At 71.4% G+C, this 16,541-nt stretch carries 17 protein-coding genes; 13 read left to right on the forward strand and 4 right to left on the reverse strand.

The genetic code is table 11. The features are described 5' to 3' along the window. Positions 1-38: 38 nt before the first annotated feature. The 5 genes from ABZ840_RS09505 (at position 39) to ABZ840_RS09525 (ending at position 5,511) form a co-directional block, all read left to right on the forward strand. Entirely contained in the window at positions 39-1,049 is a 1,011-nt protein-coding gene (locus ABZ840_RS09505) for an ABC transporter permease (RefSeq protein WP_361555928.1), read from the forward strand. Positions 1,050-1,099: 50 nt separating this feature from the next. Then, positions 1,100-2,191, forward strand: coding sequence for an ABC transporter ATP-binding protein (locus ABZ840_RS09510; protein ID WP_361556566.1), 1,092 nt, complete (start codon positions 1,100-1,102; stop codon positions 2,189-2,191). Between the two features lie 29 nt (positions 2,192-2,220). After that, positions 2,221-3,282: a dipeptide ABC transporter ATP-binding protein gene (locus ABZ840_RS09515; protein ID WP_361556569.1), complete on the forward strand. Its 1,062-nt coding sequence runs from the start codon at positions 2,221-2,223 to the stop codon at positions 3,280-3,282. Positions 3,283-3,386: 104 nt separating this feature from the next. Further along, complete coding sequence (locus ABZ840_RS09520; protein WP_361555931.1) at positions 3,387-4,232, forward strand: thioesterase family protein; 846 nt, start codon at positions 3,387-3,389, stop codon at positions 4,230-4,232. 103 nt (positions 4,233-4,335) lie between these two features. Further along, positions 4,336-5,511, forward strand: a complete 1,176-nt coding sequence (locus tag ABZ840_RS09525) for a cysteine desulfurase family protein (RefSeq protein ID WP_361556572.1) — start codon at positions 4,336-4,338, stop codon at positions 5,509-5,511. Between the two features lie 80 nt (positions 5,512-5,591). On the opposite strand, the gene ABZ840_RS09530 is transcribed toward ABZ840_RS09525, so the two are convergent. Then, on the reverse strand, positions 5,592-6,284 hold the full coding sequence (locus ABZ840_RS09530; RefSeq protein WP_361555934.1) for an N-acetylmuramoyl-L-alanine amidase: 693 nt from the start codon (positions 6,282-6,284) through the stop codon (positions 5,592-5,594). A 100-nt stretch (positions 6,285-6,384) separates the two neighbouring features. Between ABZ840_RS09530 and mnmA the strand changes: the two genes are divergently transcribed. After that, positions 6,385-7,509: a tRNA 2-thiouridine(34) synthase MnmA gene (gene mnmA / locus ABZ840_RS09535; protein WP_361555937.1), complete on the forward strand. Its 1,125-nt coding sequence runs from the start codon at positions 6,385-6,387 to the stop codon at positions 7,507-7,509. 204 nt (positions 7,510-7,713) lie between these two features. Next, on the forward strand, positions 7,714-8,061 hold the full coding sequence (locus tag ABZ840_RS09540) for a DUF4333 domain-containing protein (RefSeq protein WP_361555940.1): 348 nt from the start codon (positions 7,714-7,716) through the stop codon (positions 8,059-8,061). A 73-nt stretch (positions 8,062-8,134) separates the two neighbouring features. Here the strand turns inward: ABZ840_RS09540 and ABZ840_RS09545 are convergent, their stop codons facing one another. Both ABZ840_RS09545 and ABZ840_RS09550 read right to left on the reverse strand, forming a co-directional pair. Beyond that, positions 8,135-8,392, reverse strand: coding sequence for a DUF397 domain-containing protein (locus ABZ840_RS09545; protein ID WP_361555943.1), 258 nt, complete (start codon positions 8,390-8,392; stop codon positions 8,135-8,137). Next, positions 8,389-9,204 carry a helix-turn-helix transcriptional regulator gene (locus ABZ840_RS09550; RefSeq protein ID WP_361555946.1) on the reverse strand — a complete coding sequence of 272 codons (816 nt, stop codon included), beginning with the start codon at positions 9,202-9,204 and terminating at the stop codon, positions 8,389-8,391. The genes ABZ840_RS09545 and ABZ840_RS09550 overlap by 4 nt, the downstream gene beginning before the upstream one ends. A 119-nt stretch (positions 9,205-9,323) precedes the next feature. On the opposite strand from ABZ840_RS09550, the gene ABZ840_RS09555 reads away from it, so the two are divergent. Further along, positions 9,324-9,626, forward strand: coding sequence for a hypothetical protein (locus ABZ840_RS09555; protein ID WP_361555949.1), 303 nt, complete (start codon positions 9,324-9,326; stop codon positions 9,624-9,626). Between the two features lie 7 nt (positions 9,627-9,633). Here ABZ840_RS09555 and ABZ840_RS09560 read toward each other — a convergent pair whose 3' ends face one another. Continuing rightward, the gene (locus tag ABZ840_RS09560) at positions 9,634-9,933 is read right to left on the reverse strand and encodes a hypothetical protein (RefSeq protein WP_361555952.1); all 300 of its coding nucleotides are present in this window, start codon (positions 9,931-9,933) and stop codon (positions 9,634-9,636) included. A 242-nt stretch (positions 9,934-10,175) separates the two neighbouring features. On the opposite strand from ABZ840_RS09560, the gene gdhA reads away from it, so the two are divergent. From gdhA to ligA, 5 genes are all read left to right on the forward strand, one after another. Next, positions 10,176-11,543: an NADP-specific glutamate dehydrogenase gene (gene gdhA, locus ABZ840_RS09565; protein ID WP_361556575.1), complete on the forward strand. Its 1,368-nt coding sequence runs from the start codon at positions 10,176-10,178 to the stop codon at positions 11,541-11,543. Positions 11,544-11,676: 133 nt separating this feature from the next. Beyond that, complete coding sequence (locus ABZ840_RS09570) at positions 11,677-12,222, forward strand: TIGR00730 family Rossman fold protein (RefSeq protein WP_361555955.1); 546 nt, start codon at positions 11,677-11,679, stop codon at positions 12,220-12,222. A 101-nt stretch (positions 12,223-12,323) separates the two neighbouring features. After that, positions 12,324-13,013 (forward strand): SDR family oxidoreductase, encoded by a 690-nt coding sequence (locus ABZ840_RS09575; protein ID WP_361555958.1) that lies wholly within the window; start codon positions 12,324-12,326, stop codon positions 13,011-13,013. A 136-nt stretch (positions 13,014-13,149) separates the two neighbouring features. Next, positions 13,150-14,145, forward strand: a complete 996-nt coding sequence (locus ABZ840_RS09580) for a methionine synthase (RefSeq protein WP_361556578.1) — start codon at positions 13,150-13,152, stop codon at positions 14,143-14,145. A gap of 29 nt (positions 14,146-14,174) precedes the next feature. Further along, positions 14,175-16,403 (forward strand): NAD-dependent DNA ligase LigA, encoded by a 2,229-nt coding sequence (gene ligA / locus ABZ840_RS09585; protein WP_361556581.1) that lies wholly within the window; start codon positions 14,175-14,177, stop codon positions 16,401-16,403. Positions 16,404-16,541: the final 138 nt, after the last annotated feature.

Consider the following 16,541-nt stretch of genomic DNA (forward strand, 5'->3'; position numbering starts at 1 on the left):
CGCCGGCGGCGGCCGGCGGGCACCGACGCCGCAGTCCCGTGTTCTCGTACATCATCCGCAGGCTGATCAGCGCAGTGATCCTGCTGCTGATCGTCAGCGCGGTCACCTTCGGCATCTTCTTCCTGCTGCCGAAGCTGGCCGGGCAGACCAGCGACCAGCTCGCCCAGCAGTACATCGGCAAGGCACCCACGCCCGCGGACATCGCGGCGGTGAAGAAGAACCTCGGCTTGGACAAGCCGGTGTACGAGCAGTACTGGGACTTCCTCAAGGGCATCTTCGTCGGCGTCGACTACAAATTCGGTCCCGAGGCGGTGCACTGCCACCGGCCGTGCTTCGGGTACTCCTTCAAGACCCACATCGAGGTCTGGCCCGAGATCCAGTCCCGGCTTCCGGTGACCCTCTCGCTGGCCGCCGGTGCCGCGGTGGTCTGGGTCGTCTCCGGCGTGGCCACCGGCGTGCTCTCCGCGCTGCGCCCCGGCTCGCTCTTCGACCGCGCCGCGATGGGCGTGGCACTGGCCGGTGTCTCGCTCCCCATGTTCTTCACCGGCGCCCTGGCGCTGGCCCTGTTCACCTACCAGTGGCCGATCTTCGAGCGCAGTGACTACGTACCGCTGCTGGAGGATCCGTTCGGGTGGGCGCGCACCCTGGTCCTGCCCTGGGTGACCCTGGCGTTCCTCTATTCGGCGCTGTACGCCCGGCTCACCAGGGCGGGCATGCTGGAGACGCTGAACGAGGACTTCATCCGCACCGCACGCGCCAAGGGCCTGCGCGAGCGCAAGGTCGTCGTCCGGCACGGTCTGCGTGCCGCGCTCACGCCGATCATCACCGTCTTCGGCATGGACCTCGGCCTGCTGCTCGGCGGCGCGCTCATCACGGAGCAGGTCTTCTCCCTCCAGGGCGTCGGTGCCTTCGCCGTCCAGGCGATCACCGCCAACGACCTCCCCAACATCCTCGGCGTCACCCTGCTCGCCGCCTTCTTCATCGTCCTGTGCAACCTGGTGGTGGACGTCCTGTACGCCGCCGTCGACCCGCGGGTGAGGCTCTCGTGACCGACTCCGAAGAACTGACGAGGACCGGCCCCGACGCGGGCTCGTCGGCGATCGCCGAGCCCGTCGCGGAGGGCGGCGCGGAACCCACCGCCTTCCTCGAAGTACGCGACCTGAAGGTCCACTTCCCGACCGACGACGGGGTCGTGAAGTCCGTCGACGGCCTCTCCTTCAAGCTGGAGAAGGGCAAGACCCTCGGCATCGTCGGCGAGTCCGGCTCCGGCAAGTCCGTGACCTCGCTCGCCGTGATGGGCCTGCACCAGGCCTCGCGCCGGCAGCGCAGCAAGGTCCGGATGTCCGGCGAGATCTGGCTGGACGGCAAGGAGCTGATCGGCGCCGACCCCGACGACGTACGGCGGCTGCGCGGCAGGGAGATGGCGATGATCTTCCAGGATCCGCTGTCCGCGCTGCACCCCTACTACTCGGTCGGCAACCAGATCGTGGAGGCGTACCGCGTCCACCACGACGTGGACAAGAAGACCGCGCGCAAGCGGGCGATCGAGATGCTGGACCGGGTGGGCATCCCGCAGCCGGACAAGCGGGTGGACGACCATCCGCACCAGTTCTCCGGCGGCATGCGGCAGCGCGCGATGATCGCGATGGCGCTGGTCAACAACCCCGAGCTGCTGATCGCCGACGAGCCGACCACCGCGCTGGACGTGACCGTCCAGGCGCAGATCCTGGACCTGATCCGGGACCTGCAGAAAGAGTTCGGCTCGGCCGTCGTCATCATCACCCACGACCTCGGCGTGGTCGCCGAGCTCGCGGACGACCTGCTGGTGATGTACGGCGGGCGGTGCGTGGAGCGCGGCCCGGCCGAAAAGGTCTTCTACGAGCCGCAGCACCCCTACACCTGGGGCCTGCTCGGCTCGATGCCGCGCATCGACCGCGCGCAGACCGAGCGCCTGATCCCCGTCAAGGGATCCCCGCCCAGCCTGATCAACGTCCCGACCGGCTGTGCCTTCAACCCGCGCTGCCCGTACGCGGACGTGCCGAAGGACAACCTCACCCGTACCGTCCGCCCCGAGCTGCGCGAGGCCGCCAATGAGGGCGTAGCCGGCGGGGGAGGGCACTTCTCCGCCTGCCACATGGCGCCGGAGGAGCGGGAGCGGATCTGGACCGAAGAGATTGCGCCGAAGCTGTGACCGAGACGACTGACGCGAAGAACACGACGGTGGCGGCACCGCCCGACGGGGATGCGGCCGCACCGCTGCTGAAGGTGCGCGGCCTGGTCCGCCACTTCCCGATCACCAAGGGGCTGCTGAAGCGCCAGGTGGGCGCGGTGCAGGCGGTCGACGGCATCGACTTCGACGTGTACCCGGGCGAGACGCTGGGCGTGGTCGGCGAGTCCGGCTGCGGCAAGTCGACGATGGGCCGGCTGATCACGCGGCTGGACGAGCCGACCGGCGGCAGCATCGAGTTCGAGGGCCGGGACATCACGCACCTGTCGACCGGCGGGATGCGCCCGATGCGCCGCGACGTCCAGATGATCTTCCAGGACCCGTACGGCTCGCTGAACCCGCGGCACACCATCGGCGGGATCATCGGCACCCCCTTCCGGCTCCAGGGCGTCGAACCCGAGGGCGGGGTGAAGAAAGAGGTGCAGCGGCTGCTGGAGCTGGTGGGCCTGAGCCCGGAGCACTACAACCGGTATCCGCACGAGTTCTCCGGCGGCCAGCGCCAGCGCATCGGCATCGCCCGCGCGCTCGCCCTCAAGCCCAAGCTGGTCGTCGCCGACGAGCCGGTCTCCGCGCTGGACGTCTCCATCCAGGCCCAGGTCGTGAACCTGATGGACGACCTCCAGGAAGAACTGGGCCTGACGTACGTGATCATCGCGCACGACCTGTCGGTCATCCGGCACGTCTCGGACCGGATCGCGGTGATGTACCTCGGCAAGATCGTGGAGCTGGCGGACCGCGACTCCCTGTACGACGCGCCGATGCACCCGTACACCAAGGCACTGCTCTCCGCCGTGCCCGTACCGGATCCCAAGCGGCGCACCGAGCGGGACCGCATCCTGCTCAAGGGCGACGTCCCCTCACCGATCGACCCGCCCTCCGGCTGCCGCTTCCGCACCCGCTGCTGGAAGGCGACGGAGGTGTGCACCACGACGGAACCACCGCTGGTGGCGCTGCGCACCGGGCACCGGGTGGCGTGCCATCACCCGGAACTCGAGTCCGATGTGCCGCTCCGCGGCGGGACGGCCGACCAGGTGTCGGAGGCCGCGCCGGAGTAGGGGAGCAGTGCGGGGGAGGCCGCCGGGCGCCGGGGCAACAGCCCGGTGACCGGCGGTCAAGACGCCTCTACCGGCCGGTAATAATTCCATGTACGGTGCACCGCATGGCACAGGTGACCATAGGCAACAGCGAGTTCGACCGCGACACGGCGGTCGTCCGCCGCTCTCCCGGCGTCTACGACGCCGAGCTCTCGGCCGGCTGGACGATCATCCACGCGGTCAACGGGGGCTACCTCCTCGCGCTGATGGGCCGCGCCCTGGGTGACGCGCTGCCGCACCCGGACCCGATGACGGTCACCGCCCACTACCTCACCGCGTCCAGGCCGGGCCCGGCCGTCATCCGTACCGAGGTCGTGCGCACCGGCCGCACCATGTCCACCGGCACGGCGACCCTCGTCCAGTTCGAGGACGACGGCTCCGAGGTCGAGCGGCTGCGCGTGCTGGCCGCGTACGGCGACCTCGACGCGCTGCCGGACGACGTGCGCACCACCGCCAAGCCGCCCGCCATGCCGGCGCTCGCGGAGTGCTTCGGCGCCGACGCCGCGCCCGGCGGCCGCCCCGCGCTGCCCGGCAGCTCGGCGATCACCGCCCGGCTCGACGTCCGGCTGGACCCCGCCACCTGCGGCTGGGCGATCGGCGCACCCAGCGGCAACGGCGAGATGCGCGGCTGGTTCGGCCTCGCCGACGGCCGCGACGCCGACCCGCTCTCCCTCCTCCTCACGGTCGACGCGCTGCCGCCCACCGCCTTCGAAATGGGCCTCAAGGGCTGGGTCCCCACGGTGGAGCTGACCACCCACATCCGCTGCCGCCCGGCGCCCGGCCCGCTCCGGGTCTCGATCACCACCCGCAACCTCGCCGGCGGCTTCCTGGAGGAGGACGCCGAGGTCTGGGACGCCGACGACCGCCTGGTCGCGCAGTCCCGGCAGCTCGCGCGGGCGCTGCTGGACTGACCGGCGGCCGGGGTGCGCCCGGCCGGGGTTGTGGAGGGTGCCTCCGAGCGCGGGGTGTGCGCTCCCGGTGCGCCTTTCGGAAGCTCGTAGAATCGTGCGCACCATGGTTTACCTCGACCACGCCGCCACCACCCCGATGCTGCCGGAGGCGGTGCAGGCGATGACCGCCCAGCTGACCGTGACCGGCAATGCCTCTTCGCTGCACGCCGCCGGCCGGCGTGCTCGCCGTACCGTCGAGGAGGCCCGGGAATCCCTCGCCGCCTCGCTCGGCGCACGCCCCAGTGAGGTCGTCTTCACGGCGGGCGGCACGGAGGCCGACAACCTCGCCGTCAAGGGCCTGTACTGGGCCCGCCGGGACGCCGAGCCGTCCCGCACCCGCGTACTGGCCAGCCCCGTCGAGCACCACGCCGTGCTGGACGCGGTCGAATGGCTCGCCGAGCACGAGGGCGCGCGCGTGGAATGGCTGCCGGTCGACCCGTACGGGCGGGTGCACCCCGATGCGTTCCGCGCCGCCGTCGAGTCCGGGGCCGGGCCCGACGACATCGCGCTCGCCACCGTCATGTGGGCCAACAACGAGATCGGCACGGTCCAGCCCGTCGCCGAACTGGCCGCCGTGGCGAACGAGTTCAACATCCCGCTGCACGCCGACGCGGTCCAGGCGGTCGGCCAGGTGGAGGTGGACTTCGCCGCCAGTGGCCTGGCCGCGATGACCGTCTCCGGCCACAAGATCGGTGGCCCGTACGGCATCGGGGCGCTGCTGCTCGGCCGCGAGTACGCCCCCGTGCCCGTGCTGCACGGCGGCGGGCAGGAGCGCCACGTCCGCTCCGGCACCCTCGACACGCCCGCGGTCGCCGCCTTCGCCGCGGCCGCGCGGTACGCCGTCGCGCACCGCGAGGAGTTCGCGCGCGAGATCGGCGCCCTGCGGGACGAGCTGATCACGGCCGTCCGCGCGGCCGCGCCCGACGCCGTCCTCGGCGGCGACCCCGACCCGGCGGGCCGGCTGCCCGCCAACGCGCACTTCTCCTTCCCCGGCTGCGAGGGCGACTCCCTGCTGCTCCTCCTGGACGCGCAGGGCATCGAGTGCTCCACCGGCTCGGCCTGCACCGCCGGCGTCGCCCAGCCCAGCCACGTCCTGCTCGCCGCCGGCATGGCCCCGGACCTGGCGCGCGGCACACTCCGCTTCTCCCTCGGCCACACCTCCACGAAGGAGGACGTGGCGGCCCTGGCGGACGCGATCGGCCCGGCCGTGGAACGGGCCCGGAGCGCGGGCCTGAGCTGAGCGGGACGGCCCGGAGCCGGGTGGCCGGGCCGCCGTGACGGAGCGGCCGGGCGCTGGGCGCCAGGACCGGGCGGCCGGCGCTAGGCCGGGGCCTTCCCCGGGTCCTTCCCCTTGCCCGGGTTGCGCGACAGCGCTTCCTTCACCAGGTCCATGTAGCGGTCCCAGTCCCAGTGCGGGCCCGGATCGGTGTGGTCGGCGCCCGGCACCTCGATGTGGCCGATGATGTGCGTGCGGTCGGCCGGGATGCCGTACCGCGCGCAGATGTCCGCGGTCAGCTGCGCCGAGCTCGCGTACATCGCCGCTGTGAAGTCCTGCGGCCGGTCGACGAAGCCCTCGTGCTCGATGCCGATGCTGCGCTCGTTGTACTCCCGGTTGCCCGCGTGGAAGGCGACGTCCAGCTCCCGCACGGTCTGCGCGACGTGCCCGTCCTTCCGCACGACGTAGTGCGCGGCCGCGCCGTGATCCGGATTGCGGAAGACCCGCAGGGCCGTCGCGTAGCTCCCCTGCACGACGTGGACCACCACCCGGTCGATGACGTAGTCGTCCGGCCGGTCGGCCCGCCGCCAGTTCGCCCCGGACGCGGCGGACCACTGCGCGTCGCGGTAGTCGACCGCGCCCGGCTTGCGGGGTTTCTCCTGGCCGGGCAGCCGCCACCACCAGCGCTCCAGCCGCTCGTGCGCGGCCAGTCCCGCGGCCGCCACCGCGACCGTCCCGCCGATCAGTACCGCTCGGCGGCCGACGACTCTGCGGCCCGTGTGATCACCGTCTCCCATGCGCTGAACAACGCTCACCCCCCGGTTCCCGGTTCCGCCCGGCGGCCGGACACCTTCCCCTTCCACTCGTGTCAGCGGTTCCGTCTACTCTGGAAGGGCTATGACTGACGCTCCCCGCCGCCTCCGCGTGCTCGCTGCCATGTCCGGCGGTGTCGACTCCGCCGTCGCCGCCGCCCGCGCCGCCGAGGCCGGCCACGACGTGACCGGTGTGCACCTCGCTCTCTCCGAGAACCCCAAATCCTTCCGTACGGGCGCGCGCGGGTGCTGCACGATCGAGGACTCGCACGACGCCCGCCGGGCCGCCGACGTCATCGGCATCCCCTTCTACGTCTGGGATCTCGCCGAGCGGTTCCGCGAGGACGTCGTCGACGACTTCGTCGCGGAGTACGAGGCCGGGCGCACGCCCAACCCCTGCCTGCGCTGCAACGAGAAGATCAAGTTCGCCGCGCTCCTCGACAAGGCGCTGGCCCTCGGCTTCGACGCCGTCTGCACCGGCCACTACGCCACGGTCGTGACCCGCGAGGACGGCAGCCGCGAGCTGCACCGCGCCTCCGACATGGCCAAGGACCAGTCCTACGTCCTCGGCGTCCTGGACGAGCGCCAGCTCGCCCACGCGATGTTCCCCCTCGGCGACACGGTCACCACCAAGGCGGAGATCCGCGAGGAAGCGGCCCGCCGCGGCCTCTTCGTCGCCAAGAAGCCCGACAGCCACGACATCTGCTTCATCGCCGACGGCGACACCCAGGGCTTCCTCGCCAAGCGGCTGGGCCGTGCCGAGGGCGACATCGTGGACGAGTCCGGCACGAAGCTGGGCACGCACGAGGGTGCGTACGGCTACACGATCGGCCAGCGCAAGGGCCTGCGCATCGGCACCCCGGCGGCGGACGGCAAGCCGCGGTACGTCCTGGACATCTCCCCGGTGGACAACACCGTCACCGTTGGCCCCGCCGAGGCCCTGGACGTGACGGCCCTCACGGCCATCCGCCCCCGCTGGTGCGGCACGCCCCCGTCCGGCCCCGGCACGTACACCGCCCAGCTCCGCGCCCACGGCGACGAGACCGAGGTCCGCGCCGAGCCCACCGAGGACGGCTTCACCGTCGCCTTCACCACCCCCGCCCGAGGCGTCGCCCCCGGCCAGGCGATCGTCCTGTACGACGGGACGCGGGTGGTCGGCTCCGCGACCATCGCGACGACCCGCCGCGCGACGGCCGCGAGCGCGCGCTAGCGGCCGCCGGACGGTTGTTCCCGGCCCGGGCTCCCGGCCGTATGCGGCGTTAGTGAGCCGTTAGCCGTACGGCGGTGGATCAGCAGCGGCGGCCGGAAGTCTTGTTCCCGCGGCCGGGACCCCGGGCGTGCACCGCCAGTGCCCTGGCGCTCTCCGGTGCGGATCGCGGCCGGACCGGCCGGAACGGGATTCGAGGAACGACGTATGAAGCGCATTGCCATGGCCCTGGCCGCCGTCGCCGTAGTGGCGCTGGGCGCGGTGACCGCCCTGAACATGAACACCGACGGGGCGGTCCTCACCGCGAACGGAGCGGACCACGTGGTGCCGCGCGCGGAGGTCGAGAAGCACGCGGTGGAGGACTACGGCCGTCCGCTGCGCGACGAGGGACCGGAATCGGTGAGCTGCGAGGGCGGGCTGCGCGCGAAGCAGTCGGAGAGCGTGGAGTGCACCGCCGTCTTCGACGGGAAGCGCAAGCCGATGACGATCTCCGTGACCGGAGTGCGGGGCGACGAGGTGACGGTCGACTTCGCCGTACTGAACGAGAGCGCGTAGCGCGTGGCGCGCCTGCGGCGCGGTGGGGCGGTGAGGCGGTGAGGCGGTCTGACACCGCCGCACCGCCGCACGGTCAGCCGGCCGCCTCCCTCGTGCCCCGCGCGTACGCGACGAACTCCGCCCATGCGCCCGGGGAGACGCTGAAGTGGGGGCGTGAGGTGTCCTTGGAATCCCGGACGTGTATCGCATCGGGGCAGGACGCGACCTCCACACAGGCTTCGCCTTCGCTGCCGCTGTAGCTGGACTTCCGCCAGGCGATGGCGATTTCGATGCAGGCTTCGCCATCGCCGCCGCTGTAGCTGCTCTTGAACCACGTCAGTTCGACGTTCATGACTCTCCTGTCAGCAGGCGTTGCATGAAGGCTCGCGACGCCTCGGCATCGAGGGCCTGTGACCGCAGTGTGCCGTAGCGGTGGCTCAGCACACTGATGTCTTCGGGCTCAGTCAGGAAATAACTTCCCTGTTGGCCTTCCACGTAGCCGACCGTGTGGTGGTCCGGGGTTTCGAGCAAGGTCATCGCGCCGTCCACCCCCGCGTGAGTCTCCCTGGCGAGCGGCATGACCTGAAGCTGAACGTTGTGCAGTTGCGAGATGTCGAGAAGGTTCAGCAACTCGCCTTCCCACACGGACTGGCCGCCGATCTTCCGCAGCAGTGTGGGCTCTTCCAGTACGAACGTCATCCGACAAGGTGGCTCGCGCGTGAGCAGCTTCTGTGCAGCCAGTCGCGCCTGGACGGCCTTCTCGATTCCCTCATCGTTGAGGCTCGGCCGCCGCGACCGGAACACCGCCCGCGCGTACTCCTCCGTCTGTAACAGCCCGTGCAGGAAATGCGTGGAGTACACGTGCAACGCCAGCGCCTCCGCCTGGAGTTTGACGTATTCCTCCGCCCACGCCGGGTGATGTTTCTCGGCCACCTCGGGGGCCAGCACGCTCAGGAGGCCGTTCGCGCCCAGGGCCGCGTCCACCGCGTTCACGTAGCCCACCTTCGGGGGTCTCTCACCGCGTTCGACCATCGCGATGAAGGACTCGGAGTACGGGATGAGCGCGGACAGCTCGCGCCGCGTCATCTCGCGTTTCTCGCGCAGGAAGCGGGACTGCTTCCCGAAGATCAGCAGGCTGATCGGGGGCTCGTTGGTCCGGGTCATCGGGCACCTCCGCTGACGCTGGTCGTACCGCATCGCACGGATCGCACACTCGCCGTACGCCTCCGCACAACGGAGCCGATCCAGTACAGAGAGTAATCGCCGCCACCGACAATCGGTCCATGACTGAGGAAAACCCTGGTGAGGCGCCCGCGGTCGGCCTTCGATTGCTGCCCTGGACGACCGTCGACGGCCGTCCCTGCTATCTCTCCACCGACGGTTCCGGACCCGTGTCGGCGCTCGCCGACAGCGTCGAGGAGATCCAGCTGGGGATGGGGGAGGAGCTGCTGTGCCACGCGCGCGCGATGCTCGCCGACCCGAAGGCGACGGAGATCGAGTTCCGGTACCTGGCGCGCTGTCTGGTGGCGGCTCTGGGGGATGCCCTGCGGGTGGCGGACTGCCGGGCGGCGGCAGCCCGCCGGTGAGTGGTGGCTAGCCGTCGGCTCCGAGGGCCGCGAGGCCCTTGCGGAGATCCTCCGCGTTCATGACCGGCGAGTACTGGACCTTGGCGCCGAGCTCCAGGAAGAACGGCTCCCCGGTCTTCGGCATCTGCGACGGGTCCTGCATGTCGAAGAAGATGTACGCGGTGCGGCAGCCGTTCTCGGTGGTGAAATAGGCCGCCTCGGGGCGGAGGGCCGTCAGCGCGTTCTCCATGGTCTTCGGCAGCGTGCCGTTCCTGATGGCGTCGTTGGCCGTCGGTGTGTCCAGCTGGACCTTCAGCATCATTCGCATGGGAACCCCTTTCCGGCCGGGCGGGTGCTCCTTCAGGGGTACCGGACGGGCCCGGTCTTGCATGTCTCCAGCGTCCCGCTGCCCAGGGACGGAGGCAACGCGGCGGCGGGCGCATACGCACGTCGTCCGGGATTCCGCCAGGGTTTGCGGAGACCGGATACCGCCCGTGGCGGGCGGGGACGTAGAGTCGCGGGGGCGACGGGACGACAACGGCTGCTGATCGAAAGGGAGTCAACGTGACCGTGCATACGGAGGACAAGGCCGGGGTCCATGGGGCCGGGCCGGCCGCGCTCCATGCCGAGCTGGTCCGGCGCAATCCCGGGGAACCGGAGTTCCACCAGGCGGCCCTGGAGGTCCTGGAGACGCTGGAGCCGGTGCTCACGGCGCGTCCCGAGTTCGCCGACGCCCGCGTACTGGAGCGGCTCGTGGAGCCGGAGCGGCAGATCATGTTCCGGGTGCCGTGGCTGGACGACCGGGGCCGGGTGCAGATCAACCGGGGCTTCCGGGTGGAGTTCAACAGCGCGCTCGGCCCGTACAAGGGCGGCCTGCGCTTCCACTCCTCGGTCAACCTCGGCATCGTGAAGTTCCTCGGCTTCGAGCAGATCTTCAAGAACGCGCTGACCGGCCTGAACATCGGCGGCGGCAAGGGCGGCAGCGACTTCGACCCGCACGGCCGTTCCGACGCCGAGGTCATGCGGTTCTGCCAGTCCTTCATGACCGAGCTGCACCGCCACCTCGGCGAGCACACCGACGTACCGGCCGGTGACATCGGCGTCGGCGGCCGTGAGATCGGCTACCTCTTCGGCCAGTACCGGCGGATCACCAACCGCTGGGAGGCCGGTGTGCTCACCGGCAAGGGCCTGGACTGGGGCGGCTCGCGCGCCCGCACGGAGGCCACCGGCTACGGGAACGTGCTGTTCACCGTGGAGATGCTCAAGCAGCGGGGCGAGGACCTGGACGGCCTGCAGGTCTCGGTCTCCGGCTCCGGCAACGTCGCGATCTACAGCATCGAGAAGGCCCAGGAGCTCGGCGCGAACGTGCTGACCTGCTCGGACTCCGGCGGCTACGTGGTGGACGAGAAGGGCATCGACCTCGACCTGCTGAAGCAGATCAAGGAGGTCGAGCGCGGCCGCATCAGCGAGTACGCGGAGCGGCGCGGGTCCTCGGCGACCTACGTGCCCGGCGGGTCCGTGTGGGACGTCCCCGTGGACGTGGCGCTGCCCTCGGCCACCCAGAACGAGCTGGCCGAGGACGCCGCGCGGGTCCTGGTGCGCAACGGCGTCAAGGCGGTCTCGGAGGGCGCGAACATGCCCACCACGCCGGGCGCGATCACCGTGTTCCGGGAGGCCGGCGTGGCCTTCGGGCCCGGCAAGGCGGCCAACGCGGGCGGCGTCGCGACGAGCGCCCTGGAGATGCGGCAGAACGCCGCGCGCGAGACGTGGACGTTCGAGCGCGCCGAGGGCGAGCTCGCGGCCATCATGCGCGACATCCACGCCACGTGCTTCGAGACGGCGGAGCGGTTCGGGCACCCGGGCGACTACGTGGCGGGCGCCAACATCGCCGGCTTCGAGCGGGTCGCCGACGCGATGCTGGCGCAGGGCCTGATCTAGTACGCGGCCGTAACCGGCCCCCCGATGCGGCTGGGGGGCGGGGGCGGTGCGCGCCGTCCCCGCCCACCTGTGGCGCCGTCCCGAGCCTCCCCGCGCGTACCTGTGGCGCCGCCCCCGCCCGTATGGTTGCAGTATGAACATTTGCGTCTTCTGCTCCGCCGCCGACCTCGACGAGCGCTACACCACCCCCGCCCGTGAGTTCGCCGAGCTGATCGGCAAGGGCGGCCACGCCCTCGTCTGGGGCGGCTCGGACACCGGCCTGATGAAGGTCATGGCCGACGGCGTGCAGGAGAACGGCGGCCGGCTCATCGGCATCTCCGTGGAGTTCCTGGCCCACAAGGCGCGCGCGGGCGCCGACGAGATGGTGATCACCGCGGACCTCGCCGAGCGCAAGGCCGCGCTCCTGGCCCGCGCCGACGCCATCGTCGTGATGGTCGGCGGCACCGGCACCCTGGACGAGGCCACCGAGATCCTGGAGCTGAAGAAGCACGGCCTGAATGCCAAGCCCGTCGTCGTGCTCAACACCAACGGGTTCTACGACGGCCTCCGTGAGCAGTTCCGGCGCATGGAGGCGGAGAACTTCCTCCCCGTGCCGCTGACCGAGCTGGCGTTCTTCGCGGAGGACGGCGTGGGCGCGCTGGCCTACCTGGAGGAGCAGGCGGGCATCCAGGCCGCCTGAGGGGCACCGGGCGGAGCAGTCGCCCGCCGCCTGAGAGCCACCGGGCGCATCAGCCGCCCCGTACGTCCGCCTTGTGCGGACCTGTCGTTAGGATCGGGCCCATGGGTACGCACTTGATCACCGGCGCAGGATCGGGCATCGGGACGGCGGTCGCGCGGCGGCTGGCCGACCGCGGCGAGGACTTGTGGCTGCTGGCCCGGGACGCGGGCCGCGCCAAGGAGCTGGCCGCGCAGTTCCCGGGGGCCCGCACGGTCGTCGGTGACCTCGGTGTCCCCGAGAAGCTCGGCTGGGCGCTCGGCCACCAGACGCTGCCGGACCGGCTGGACTCCGTCCTGCACATCGCCGGCGTCGTCGAGCTGGGCACGGTCGCCGACCTGCCCGCCAAGAGCTGGCAGCGCCAGCTGACCGCCAACCTGGTCGCGCCGGCCGAGCTGACCCGCCTCTTCCTGCCGCAGCTGCGGCTCGCGGAGGGCCACGTGATCTTCCTCAACTCCGGTGCCGGGCTGCGCGCGAACCCGCAGTGGGGCGCGTACGCGGCCAGCAAGCACGGCCTGAAGGCACTCGCGGACGCGCTGCGCGCCGAGGAGCACGAGAACGGCGTCCGCGTCACCTCCGTGTACCCCGGGCGCACCGCGACCGCCATGCAGGCCAGCGTGCACCAGCAGGAGGGCAAGGAGTACGACCCGGGCCGCTGGATCGACCCGGAGTCGATCGCGACGACGGTCCTCACCGCCCTCGACCTCCCCCGGGACGCGGAGATCACCGACCTCTCGGTGCGCCCGGGGCGCTGAGCCCCGCTCCCGGGGCGCGCGGCCGCGTGCCCCGGGGCACGGACACGGCAACGCCCTTCGGGCACATAGGGTCGGACGCGTGAGCGACAAGACCACCACCCCCTGGAGCGCCGGCGCGGCCACCGGTATCGGGTCGATGCCCGGCGGTGACGCGCGGGAGGCCGCGAAAACCGTCACCGGCTCCCTCGAACGGCTGCCGTACCTGCCCGAGCTGCCCGCCCGCGGGCCCGGCGCCGACATGATCGGCCGGACCGCCGGGCTGCTCGTCGAGGTGTACGCGCACGTGGAGCCCAGCGGCTGGCGGATCAGCGACCGGCCCGGCCGCGACACCCGCCGCGCCCGCTCCTGGCTCGGCGAGGACCTCGACGCCCTGGAGGAGTTCACGCAGGGGTACGAGGGCGCGCTGAAGGTCTCGGCCGTCGGGCCGTGGACGCTGGCCGCCGCACTGGAGCTGCGCAACGGCGAGGCCGCGCTGAGCGACCCGGGCGCCTGCCGGGACCTGACCGCCTCGCTGGCGGAGGGGCTGCGCGGGCATCTCGCGGACGTACGGCGGCGGGTGCCCGGCGCGCGGATCGTGCTCCAGCTCGACGAGCCGTCGCTGACCGCCGTGCTGCGCGGCAGCGTGAAGACCGCGAGCGGCTACCGGACGCACAGCGCCGTGGACCGCGCCGTCGTCGAGGGCGCGCTCCGCGACATCATCGACGCGGCGGGAGCGGCCGGGACCGGCGCGGCCGGCGGTGCGCAGGAGGACGGCACCCCCGTCGTCGTGCACTCCTGCGCGCCGGACGTCCCCTTCGCGCTGCTGCGCCGCGCCGGCGCCGCCGGGATCGCGTGCGACTTCTCTCTGCTCACCGAGCGTGACGACGAAGCGATCGGGGAGGCGGTCGAGGGCGGTACGACACTCTTCGCCGGGGTCGTGCCGGGCACTGACGGCCCATTGTCAGACCCTGCCGGTAGCGTCATGGGTGTCAGGACGCTGTGGCGCAGGCTGGGGCTGAATCCGGGGACTCTCAGCGAGTCCGTGGTGATCACTCCCGCGTGCGGGCTCGCGGGCGCTTCGCCCGACTATGCCCGTAAGGTGCTCGCCCATTGCGTCCGGGCGGCGGGATCGCTCGCGGACAACCCTGAGTGAGCGCACTCAAGGACACGGGAGGACAGACGGTGGCCGGCGAAGAGCAGACCGGACAGGCGGGGGACGGCGCGGCGGGAGCCGACGTGCCCTCGGAGGCGCGCGAGCGGCATCAGCGGCTCGCGGAGCAGATCGAGGAGCACCGCTTCCGGTATTACGTCAAGGACGCGCCGATCGTCAGCGACGCGGAGTTCGACAAGCTGCTGCGCTCCCTGGAGAAGCTGGAGGAGGAGCACCCGCCGCTGCGGACGCCCGACTCGCCCACCCAGAAGGTCGCGGGGGCCTACGAGACGGAGTTCACGGAGGTCGCCCACCGCGAGCGGATGCTCTCGCTGGACAACGCCTTCGACGACGAGGAGCTGGCGGCCTGGGCGGAGCGGCTGGCCGGTGAGCTGGGGGGCGACCCCAAGTCCGCCGGGTACCACTTCCTGTGCGAGCTGAAGGTCGACGGCCTGGCGGTCAACCTGACGTACGAGCACGGCCGGCTGACCCGCGCCGCCACCCGCGGCGACGGCCGCACCGGCGAGGACATCACGCCGAACGTCCGCACCATCGCGGAGATCCCGGACCGGCTGGAGGGCGACCGGATCCCGGAGCTGGTGGAGATCCGCGGCGAGGTCTTCTTCCCGATGGAGAAGTTCGAGCAGCTGAACGCCCGGCTGGTGGAGGACGGCAAGCCCCCCTTCGCCAACCCGCGCAACGCCGCGGCCGGTTCGCTGCGCCAGAAGGACCCCAAGGTCACCGCGACCCGCCCGCTGCACATGGTGGTGCACGGCATCGGCGCCCGTGAGGGCCTCGACATCGACAGTCAGTCCCAGGCGTACGACCTGCTGCGCGAGTGGGGCCTGCCGACGGCCAAGCACAACAAGGTCGTCGACTCGCTCGCCGCGGTGCGCAAGTTCATCGCGTACTACGGCGACCACCGGCACGACGTCGAGCACGAGATCGACGGCGTCGTCGTCAAGCTCGACGAGATCCGGCTGCAGGGCCGCCTCGGCGCGACCTCGCGCGCGCCGCGCTGGGCCATCGCGTGGAAGTACCCCCCGGAGGAGGTCAACACCAAGCTGCTGGACATCCGGGTCGGTGTCGGGCGGACGGGCCGGGTGACGCCGTACGCCGTCGTGGAGCCCATCATGGTGGCCGGCTCCGAGGTCGAGTTCGCCACGCTGCACAACCAGGACGTGGTCAAGGCCAAGGGCGTCTTCATCGGGGACACGGTCGTGCTGCGCAAGGCGGGCGACGTGATCCCGGAGATCCTGGGGCCGGTGGCGGACCTGCGGGACGGCAGCGAGCGGGAGTTCGTGATGCCGGCCGAGTGCCCGGAGTGCGGCACGAAGCTGCAGCCGGCCAAGGAGGGCGACATCGACCTGCGCTGCCCGAACGCCCGGGGCTGCCCGGCGCAGCTGCGGGAGCGGCTGTTCTATCTCGCGGGCCGCAAGAGCCTGGACATCGAGAACTTCGGGTACGTCGCGGCGACCGCGCTGACCCAGCCGCTGGAGCCGGCCGAGCCGCCGCTGCGGGACGAGGGCGACCTCTTCGGGCTCTCCATCGAGCAGTTGCTGCCCATCAAGTCCTACGTCCTGGACCCGGACAGCGGGCTGCCCAAGCGGGACCCGAAGACCGGCGAGGAGAAGGTCGTCACCTTCTTCGCCAACCAGAAGGGCGAGCCGAAGAAGAACGCCCTGGCGATGCTGGAGAACATCCAGGCCGCCAAGGAGCGCCCGCTGGCCCGCATCCTGACGGGTCTTTCGATCCGGCACGTGGGCCCGGTCGCGGCGCAGGCGCTGGCCATGGAGTTCCGTTCGCTGGACCGCATCCGCGAGGCGAGCGAGGAGGAACTGGCCGCGGTCGAAGGCGTCGGAGGCACCATCGCCGCCTCGCTCAAGCAGTGGTTCGAGGAGGAGTGGCACCGCGACATCGTGGAGAAGTGGCGGGCCGCCGGGGTGCGGATGGCGGAGGAAAGCACCGGGGACGAAGGCCCGAGGCCGCTGGAGGGCGTCACCGTCGTCGTAACGGGAACACTCCAATCACACACCAGAGACGGCGCGAAGGAAGCGCTGCAACGTCTTGGGGCGAAGGTGACCGGATCTGTCTCGAAGAAGACCGGTTTCGTCGTCGTAGGCGACAATCCTGGGTCGAAATATGACAAGGCTATGCAGTTGAAGGTCCCCGTGCTGGATGATGACGGATTCGCGGTGCTGCTCGAACAGGGCCCCGATGCCGCGCGAGCGGTAGCTGTCACACCTCCGGAGGAGGAGTGAGCAAGACACTCCTTCGGTGCATACCAGACGCTTACGGGTGGTCGGGTCGCATTCGGGCAACCGCTGCCGATCGCTGCCCGTAGCGGCCTTCTGCGGCCTACTGTTGAGGGGTGCGCCTGCCGTGGCGCGGGCACAGCC

This window comes from Streptomyces sp. NPDC047117, from assembly GCF_040643545.1.
Classification (GTDB): domain Bacteria; phylum Actinomycetota; class Actinomycetes; order Streptomycetales; family Streptomycetaceae; genus Streptomyces.

Excerpts from the sequence above, each read along its gene's own strand:
- ABZ840_RS09545 (WP_361555943.1), bottom strand. The coding sequence starts at position 8,392 with ATGAACGTCGAACTGACGTGGTTCAAGAGCAGCTACAGCGGCGGCGAT.
- ABZ840_RS09530 (WP_361555934.1), bottom strand. The coding sequence starts at position 6,284 with ATGGGAGACGGTGATCACACGGGCCGCAGAGTCGTCGGCCGCCGAGCG.
- ABZ840_RS09580 (WP_361556578.1), top strand. The coding sequence starts at position 13,150 with ATGCCCGGCGGTGACGCGCGGGAGGCCGCGAAAACCGTCACCGGCTCC.
- ABZ840_RS09560 (WP_361555952.1), bottom strand. The coding sequence starts at position 9,933 with ATGCGAATGATGCTGAAGGTCCAGCTGGACACACCGACGGCCAACGAC.
- ABZ840_RS09550 (WP_361555946.1), bottom strand. The coding sequence starts at position 9,204 with ATGACCCGGACCAACGAGCCCCCGATCAGCCTGCTGATCTTCGGGAAG.
- ABZ840_RS09555 (WP_361555949.1), top strand. The coding sequence starts at position 9,324 with ATGACTGAGGAAAACCCTGGTGAGGCGCCCGCGGTCGGCCTTCGATTG.
- ABZ840_RS09575 (WP_361555958.1), top strand. The coding sequence starts at position 12,324 with ATGGGTACGCACTTGATCACCGGCGCAGGATCGGGCATCGGGACGGCG.
- ABZ840_RS09525 (WP_361556572.1), top strand. The coding sequence starts at position 4,336 with ATGGTTTACCTCGACCACGCCGCCACCACCCCGATGCTGCCGGAGGCG.
- ABZ840_RS09570 (WP_361555955.1), top strand. The coding sequence starts at position 11,677 with ATGAACATTTGCGTCTTCTGCTCCGCCGCCGACCTCGACGAGCGCTAC.
- ABZ840_RS09520 (WP_361555931.1), top strand. The coding sequence starts at position 3,387 with ATGGCACAGGTGACCATAGGCAACAGCGAGTTCGACCGCGACACGGCG.
- ABZ840_RS09540 (WP_361555940.1), top strand. The coding sequence starts at position 7,714 with ATGAAGCGCATTGCCATGGCCCTGGCCGCCGTCGCCGTAGTGGCGCTG.
- mnmA (WP_361555937.1), top strand. The coding sequence starts at position 6,385 with ATGACTGACGCTCCCCGCCGCCTCCGCGTGCTCGCTGCCATGTCCGGC.